We start from the raw sequence: 261 nt of genomic DNA, 5'->3' as shown, positions 1-261 counted from the left end.
CCTCGCTGGTCGTCCGCTCCGGAGCCGGACCGCAGCCAGCCACGCGAGCGCGGCCAAACGGGAGAGGCCGTAATCCCACGACGCACGCTCCCGCGCCAGCTCCTCCGCGCGGTCGAGCGCGGCGGGACCGGCCAGCGCCGAGTACAGCAGCACGTAGTCACCCAGCGGGCCGCCGAACGCCGACTCACCGCCGGCACCCGCCACGTTCAGCGCCACGCGTCGCGGGTCCCCGGCCAGATACTGCCTGTCTCTTATACACAT

1 protein-coding gene is annotated in these 261 nt (G+C 72.8%); it reads right to left on the bottom strand.

Annotated elements, in window-relative coordinates; genetic code table 11:
* The coding region (locus ACPYOM_RS22850; RefSeq protein WP_481347717.1) for a hypothetical protein at window positions 1-261 on the bottom strand (261 nt) is incomplete at both ends.

This window comes from Monashia sp. HAY1-2A (assembly GCF_056755315.1).
This window is presented reverse-complemented; position numbering and strand designations above follow the sequence as displayed.